Here is a 7,064-nt window from a genome sequence, read left to right as displayed (position 1 = left end):
CACGCCGACCGTCACTAACGTCGGTGGTTAATACAGCTAGGCGTGGGCCAAATGGGGTGGATGGGACCAAACCGCGCAGAGTTATGTCAACTAAGTTCGGCTGCGCAGCGTGCTAAGCCTTCCTGGCCTGGGGAACTCGCTGCTTGATCGCACGACTTTTGTCGACGGGGAACTCCGGGCGGTCGACAACAATCTCAACCTCACGAACGTGGACTGGGAGGGAGTTCGCGGAAAACCCGGATCGTCTTGGCGTTTTCAGAGGGGGTTCGAATGACATTTATCGCGGCCCTCTCCAGGTATTCCTAGAACGCCGATAATCGACGTTATGTAAAGCTGCGTATCTCATCAGAGGCATCGACGCCCAACGAGCAGGGACGTCGTCGCAGTCGAAGCCCGCAAAACAAATCTCCAGCGTCCCCGATGGTGGGGCCAGTCTGGACCGTCATCCCGTTGGCGGGTCTTCGACGCGGTCTATGCCGGGGCTCGTCAGGGTCCTCCCGGTGGCTGGAGCAGGAGCCAGGCTGCGGCCTGCAGAGCACGCTTTGGTGATGATGGGGTGCCAGCGCTGTAATTCCGCGGTCATCTGCTAATGCGCGGGACGCCGGGTCAGGTATTCGCGTAATCCCGGGATTGCGAAGTCGACAAGCCCATGTCCTGCAGGTTCTATGAGCCCGGCGTCCAGCAATCGGGTTCGGTAGTTTCCCACGGCGTTGGGCCGCATACCTGTTCGCTTCCCGATGTCCGCGGTGGAAGAGGGTCCGGAGTCCCCTGCCATGGCCTGCAGGAAGTCCCGATCTCTCCCGGAGGTTGTTGACAGGGCAGCTTCGATGACCACGCGTTCGTTTCGTCGACGGGCAGCCATGACTGCCCGGTCGACGGCTGCGACGTCCAGGCCTGCAGGGGCCTTTTCCGCTTCTTGCCAGAGGTAGTAGCCAACGAGTTGGATCAGAAAGGGATACCCGCCGGTGGCTTCGGCCGCTTGCCTGGCCAGATCTCCGCCCAGAATCGTACCGGCGCCTTCGAAGGTTTCGGTAAAGGAACGTTCGACTTCGGCGATCGAAGCAGCATGGAGGTCGATGCGGTCCGCCCTGCGCAGGAACGTGGCGACGCCTTCATTGAGCAGGTCGGAGACTGCGGCCGGTAGGCCGGCGAAGATCAGTCCGATAGGCAGGCCCTCGCGGATGAAGTGCTGTACGTCGGCTGCAAGTTGGGAAAGCTCCGTGCGGTCAGCGGCATGGATTTCGTCAACAGTGATGACCAGGCCGGTACCCCGTTGCGCCAGTAAACGGAGAAGCTTCGAGCCGCGGACACGCCAGTCCACCTGCTCCTCAGGAGCGAGTTGAGTCGTGACGGCGAAGCCGGCAACCGACAATGCCGTGACGCGCCGGCCTGTGGGTCCATCGCCCAGTTCATCGGTCAGCCGACGCATTGCCTCACCAATCCGGCTCAGGAACCCTCCGGTGGCCGTCTCGGAAACGACCGCCCAGCCGTGTGCTATTGCCAGGTCTTCGGCTGCGCCCAGCATGACGGTCTTGCCGATTCCCCGCGCTCCGGTGAAGATTGTCAAGAGGCCCGGGGCCCCTGAACCGAGGCGGAGTCCGTAGGCGAACTCGTCGAGCACTCCCCCGCGCCCGACCAGATCGGGCGGGGCCGCCCCTGCTGTTGGGCGAAACGGGTTTTCCATGGGCGCTCCCTGTGAATGTCTGTGAATCTTGTGAATCTTGTGAATCCCACTGTACAGGGTGAGGCGCGGCCGGGAAAGCACAGTTCGGCACGCCCTGTTTTGGCCTTGTCTCCCCTGTCGGCAGGGGTAGGAAAGTTGGGACCATATCTGCTTCGGCATTTGTCCAGATGGTGTCTGGACAAATTGGGCAAGATCACCGAAAGCCCAGTTAAGGTGGAATCATGGCCTGGATCGAACTGGACCTTGCGTTCAGCTGGGCACGGGCGCTGCTCCGAGAGCCCGGCCTCGCCGTTTCGCACCAAAAAGGGGGCCGGCTTCAGCCAGCCCCTTTTCCTCTTCAGCGGTTCAATACTTCCAGCACCAGCCATAACCCCAGACGGTCATAGTCATTGCTGCACGCTTTCTGGGCTGTGAGAGGTAAGCGCGCGCTGCGCAGACAGTTGCCATGGTGATGCAAGCTCCAAAGGCACCCGCCGACCCGGCAAATCCGCCAGCAAAACCAGCTACGGCCGCAGGCCAGCATACGACGCTGCCGCCCCAAAAGGACTTCGCCACCATGGCCGTTTCATACTCGTCCATAAGGATGTCGATCTGTCCCCACCCAGCGCCCGGGCGGTAGCTAACCGCTGGTACGGCCCCGCCCGTCCTGGCTGGAGCGCCAACGCTCATCACTGGGTTAGGGTGTGCGGCCAAGGCAGTTGAAGCCGAAACCATCCCGTGGGAAGCCTCTGCTGCTTGGGCGGAAGCAAGACCGCCGCCACCCGCGATGAGCCCTACCAGTAGTGCCGCGACAACCCCAAGACGGGCGATTAGGCCCCTGACGTTTCGGCGGTCCAGAGGTGTAGCGGAAGGGCGTCCGGTGGGCGCCGCGTTCAGACTGGCCATTGTCTGCCTCCTTTTTGACTCGGCTGCCTGCGGCATTTTGCCTTCAGGTCCTACCGATGCAAGAAGGGTCGCACCCCGCAGTCTCGTGTTTGTCGCTAAAATGTCGCAACACTGTCTCGCGGGAGGCATGCCCTTCAGAGAGGCGACACATGGAAAGTAGAAGCGCCGAAATTAACCGACGCCTCATCGAACTGTTACTGGACAGGCCCACCTACCGCAGGAGGTGGAAAGCTAAGGCTGGCACGAGAATCATGAGTGCGGGGCTCAACCAGAAGGCGGTCTGCGAAGTGCTCGCCAAGCAGGCTTGGGAAGACGGCTTTGACCAAACACCACGACAGCTCAAAGACAGAGTGAGCCGGGCCATCGGTCCCCGGCCCGGGTCGATTAGCGGCGAGACCCTCCGGTGGTTCATCGCCGGTTTCGCAATGACGCCCGAGGATGCCCAGTACCTATGGAGCGCAACGGACCTTGATGGCAGCGGCGTCACACTCTTAGGTTCGAAGGAGATCGGCGTTCCGCCCCCTCGGGACTATCGAACTGTGACAGCTCAAGAGATCCACCGGCTCGGCCCTGACGGGATTCCCCATGAACACCGGACAAACCTCATCTTGGAGGCCACCGACAGGCTCAGTTTCTATCCCTTCATTTCCAATACTGATGCGGTGTCCGTCGAGCCGATGCGTGGGGCCCGGGTCGTGGGGAAGCCGTACAAAGTAAATAGTGAACTCACCGCTGTAAACATCAGGTTGGACGAGCCCGTACTGCGTGGCGAAACCGTGTCGCTGGAGTACCTGACACACTTCCTATACGTCTCCACTCCGCCCCCGGAGTTCCGAAGAGGCGTCGCCACCACAGGTGTGGAGACGCTCGAAATTTGCGTTAGCTTCCATCACGATCGCCTGCCTACCCGCGTCTGGTGGTGCAAGTGGGCGGGACTGGAAGGGCAAGTGATCTCCGAGGAGCCCGTTCGGCTGGGCACCGACGGGTCAGTCACAAAAGTGGCCAGAAAGCTGGCCGGAACTATGATCGGTTTCCGCTGGTCGTTCGAGTCTGATTGACGCCGTTGTTGGATGTGGCAGGTGATCTCGTCCGCGCCCTGCGGGATGACCTGGACGGGGAGTTCCTTGGAGACAATTTCCCCGCCGGGAGTCAGCGAGGGCGTCGGCTTCGTCCAGCTCGGTGACGACACTGCGGGCATCCGGTGCGCTGGCGGACTTCAAGGCCTCCAGGGAGCGGTCCTGGGATTCCTTGACGTCGGAGCGGACTACGTCGGTCGGTAGCCACGTGAGGCGGTTCTCTTTTCTGTTCTCCGCCGGTTCTTTCCTGACCAGAGAGCAACGTACACCATACTGCGGTTGTTCCCGTCGGATCCGTTCTCCCGTTCACGCCGGAACGAGGGCTGATCGACAGCCGCTACGCCGTCTCTTGACGTTCTTCCATGTGCGCCCCGACACTCGATCTCACACTCAAGGGGTTGGAGGCCGCCGTGAATGGACGGCGAATCGGATACGTGCGGGTAAGCACGCTTGACCAAAATGAATTGCGCCAGCTCGAGGGCCAGGTTCTGGACCGGTTTTTCACCGACAAGGCCTCCGGCAGGGACGCCGTCCGGCCGGCGCTGATCGAGTTGCTGCGGTTCGTCCGTGCTCGGCGACACGGTGGTTGTGCACAGCATGGACCGGCTTGCCAGGAACCTTGATGACCTACGTTCCCTGGTGCAGGGCCTCACCCGGCGAGGGGTGCGGGTGGAGTTCCTCAAAGAACGGCAGGGCTTCACCGGCGAGGACTCCCCCATGGCGAACCTCATGCGCTCGGTCATGGGCGCCTTCGCTGAACTTGAACGATCCTTGATCCGTGAACGCCAGCGCGGATCCAGGATGCGTGAGGGGAGCCCGGCAAGGCGGTTTTCTGCCGCGTGACTCGCACCTACCACTTCCCCGGGGTACATGTAGGACAAGTTAGTGGGAGGCATGTCGTTCACTACCGGCTCGCGGACGGCTGTGACGGGCCGGGTGAAGTCGGACGCCCCAACCCAACGGTCGCCCTGCCGGTCGCTGAAGGGTAGCAGCGCCGATCGGATGGCATCAATGATCGAGGTCTTACCTGCGTTGTTAGGTCCGGCAATCAGCGCCAAACCTTCACTGATTGAAACCGACGTCTCCAGACCACGGAATCCAGAGATGGTAATGCGGTTGATATGCAATTCTTGCCCCCATGTTTCGACGCCTAGTGCTAGCGTCGATATAGTCGCCGCGCACACCAAGCCGTGTCTAACCAAGGTAGTGGATAACGGGATTGTGGCCGAAACGGTGCCGTAGCTGACCCGCCCTTAAGGGAAGCTCCACGGCCAACAATGGCGACCAGTCGTGAAACAGCGCCTCAGTCGGGCCGTTTGGCTAGCTGTCCGAGGGCATCTCCAACTTCCACCTAAAGATCATCAGCGTCGGACGCGCTTCCGTGACGCCGCCCATGAAAACAACATGCTTCGGTTGTTCACGGACTAGTTGACGAAAGGGTCATTATCGGTGATCCCGAGTTGGTTTGTGGGTCACAGGTCCTATGTAGCGCCTGGATATCCGTCCTTGCAGTGTCCAAGCGAGTCGTTCTGCGACATCAGATAGCTGAAGAAGCCTCCTGCGGCCGTGCCGGCCGTGTCGCATCGCAACCCCCGACTAGCCAAAGCGCTTTGGACAAGTGCGAGAGCCCTCTACCCCAGCAGTCATGCCGCCCCACTCCCCCGTAGCCATGAACGACCAGAAGCATCTTCGCTGTTTGTCATTCTGATCCCCATCATCGCTGGGCGGGTCCTCCGCGCAGCCAGGGCGCTTCGCGCCGCTCACGACCCAAAGTTTCGTTCGGCGCTCCTCCGTCGCTTATTTCCTCGCGAAATTCTGGATCGCTCCCGGTTCCCCAAGTTGCACTGCGGACCCTCTTACCCAGCGGTGGCTCCGTTATCAGAACGACGCCGAACTCTGACAGGCACATCCGGTGCCCGTTAGCCGCTGAAGGAGAAGGAACATGGAACCGCTCACCATCAAGACCCCTGCCGATGTCCTCAGTTTCGTAGGGCACACGCTCGGGTTCTGGCCGCACGAGAGCCTCGTGTGCATCACCCTGGACGCCAACCGTGTCGGTGCAACGCTAAGGGTTGACCTCCCCATCCGCGAGGGCGGGATCAGGTACGCACGCACCGTCGCCGACTACCTCGCCCACGACACCGGCGCCGCCAATGTGCTCTTCGCGGTGTACACCTCCGAGCCCCAGAAACCCGGGCAACCCAAACCGCACGCAGCCACCATCGCAGCACTGACCTGTGCGCTGGCCGAACGCGGAATGACCATCCGCGACGGGCTCCTGGTCGGAGACGAGACCGTTTCCCCGTACGACGGCGATCCCCGGGACGGACTGACACTGCCGCTGACGGCGACCCAGTCCAGCCAGATCAACGCCGAATTCGTCTACCGCGGCAGCACCATCGAACCGACAAACCGCATCACCCTCCCCGCCTCAACCAAAGAAGCCCGCACAGCAGACGCCGTCAATGACCGTGTGAAAGCAATTCACACTATGAACGCAGGCGAAGCGCTCGAACAAGCCCGGACACTTTGGGACAGCATGCTGGACGCGGTCTCCTATCCGGATGACGATGAGACCATCAGCCTGATTGCCAACTTCCAGGTCCCCGCGATCAGGGACCAGCTCATGGCCGATATCCCCGGAATCGACGAACCGATGGACCGGGTTCTCCTGGCCCAAACGCACGGCACCCCTCAGTGGTCCCGGGTCGAATGGGCACAGCAGCTGCTGCTCCACGCGTACACGCACAGCAGCACCAAACACTCCGCACCCATCCTCACCGCCATCGCCTTCGTCAACTGGTGGGAAGGCCGAGGCAGCAAAGCCCACCAGTTCCTGGAACTCGCCCTCGAAGCCGACCCCGCCCATCGTTTGGCCAGGCTCAGCGACCAAATGATCGGCTCCGGAATGGTTGCCGGCTGGAACATGGACAAAGACCGCGCCTTCCGGCATTGGGGCCTCGAAGCGTCATAAGCCCGAACTCATGGGGATACGGCGGCAGACGACAACGGTTCGTTCCGGAGCCAGTCGAACACCGCCGCATCCCACCCCTCCGGATCAGAATTCCACTCCTGCGCGTAGTGGGCGGAGGGATAGGTCAGCAACGCAGCCCTGAAACCAGCCGATGCAGCATCTTGGACCGGACCCTTGGCCAACAGCGCACCTCTTCCGGTCGACAACGGGTCCATCGATCAGCAGCCTTAGATCTGCGAATTGCGTGGCACGCCGGTGCATTTCGTGGTAATCATGTCGTTACTGAGGCCAAAGTGCATGAAGTTATGTCAGCGGAAATCAGCCAAACTGGGGGCCCTCGGATGAGCCAGCGAATCACTGAGAGATGGTGTGGACACTGTCCACACTCCTTTGGCCGGACCAACGCATGCCGCAGCGGTCACCGAGGCGCCCAACAGACTCGAAC

The 7,064-nt window shown here is 61.5% G+C and carries 3 protein-coding genes and 3 pseudogenes; 3 read left to right on the top strand and 3 right to left on the bottom strand.

Annotated elements, in window-relative coordinates; all coding sequences use genetic code 11:
• Window positions 1–586 precede the first annotated feature (586 nt).
• On the bottom strand, window positions 587–1,684 hold the full coding sequence (locus J7I79_RS16675; RefSeq protein WP_214955032.1) for an ATP-binding protein: 1,098 nt from the start codon (window positions 1,682–1,684) through the stop codon (window positions 587–589).
• Window positions 1,685–2,718: 1,034 nt separating this feature from the next.
• Here J7I79_RS16675 and J7I79_RS16670 point away from each other — a divergent pair.
• The gene (locus J7I79_RS16670; RefSeq protein ID WP_214955030.1) at window positions 2,719–3,627 is read left to right on the top strand and encodes a hypothetical protein; all 909 of its coding nucleotides are present in this window, start codon (window positions 2,719–2,721) and stop codon (window positions 3,625–3,627) included.
• A 14-nt stretch (window positions 3,628–3,641) separates the two neighbouring features.
• On the opposite strand, the pseudogene J7I79_RS24980 reads toward J7I79_RS16670, so the two are convergent.
• Window positions 3,642–3,900: pseudogene (locus tag J7I79_RS24980) on the bottom strand (DUF4193 family protein); the annotation flags it as partial.
• 155 nt (window positions 3,901–4,055) lie between these two features.
• Here J7I79_RS24980 and J7I79_RS16660 point away from each other — a divergent pair.
• A pseudogene (locus J7I79_RS16660) lies at window positions 4,056–4,437 on the top strand (recombinase family protein); the annotation flags it as partial.
• A 191-nt stretch (window positions 4,438–4,628) separates the two neighbouring features.
• Here J7I79_RS16660 and J7I79_RS24975 read toward each other — a convergent pair.
• Window positions 4,629–4,829: pseudogene (locus tag J7I79_RS24975) on the bottom strand (AAA family ATPase); the annotation flags it as partial.
• Between the two features lie 758 nt (window positions 4,830–5,587).
• Here J7I79_RS24975 and J7I79_RS16650 point away from each other — a divergent pair.
• The gene (locus J7I79_RS16650) at window positions 5,588–6,619 is read left to right on the top strand and encodes a DUF4192 domain-containing protein (RefSeq protein WP_214955025.1); all 1,032 of its coding nucleotides are present in this window, start codon (window positions 5,588–5,590) and stop codon (window positions 6,617–6,619) included.
• The last annotated feature ends 445 nt before the right edge of the window (window positions 6,620–7,064 follow it).

Source organism: Arthrobacter sp. ISL-69 (assembly GCF_018613775.1).
In the GTDB taxonomy this organism is placed as follows: Bacteria; Actinomycetota; Actinomycetes; order Actinomycetales; family Micrococcaceae; genus Arthrobacter.
This window is presented reverse-complemented; position numbering and strand designations above follow the sequence as displayed.

Bases quoted from the DNA above. Each gene is read 5' to 3' on its own strand.
- J7I79_RS16670 (WP_214955030.1), top strand. From the start codon at position 2,719: ATGGAAAGTAGAAGCGCCGAAATTAACCGACGCCTCATCGAACTGTTA.
- J7I79_RS16650 (WP_214955025.1), top strand. From the start codon at position 5,588: ATGGAACCGCTCACCATCAAGACCCCTGCCGATGTCCTCAGTTTCGTA.
- J7I79_RS16675 (WP_214955032.1), bottom strand. From the start codon at position 1,684: ATGGAAAACCCGTTTCGCCCAACAGCAGGGGCGGCCCCGCCCGATCTG.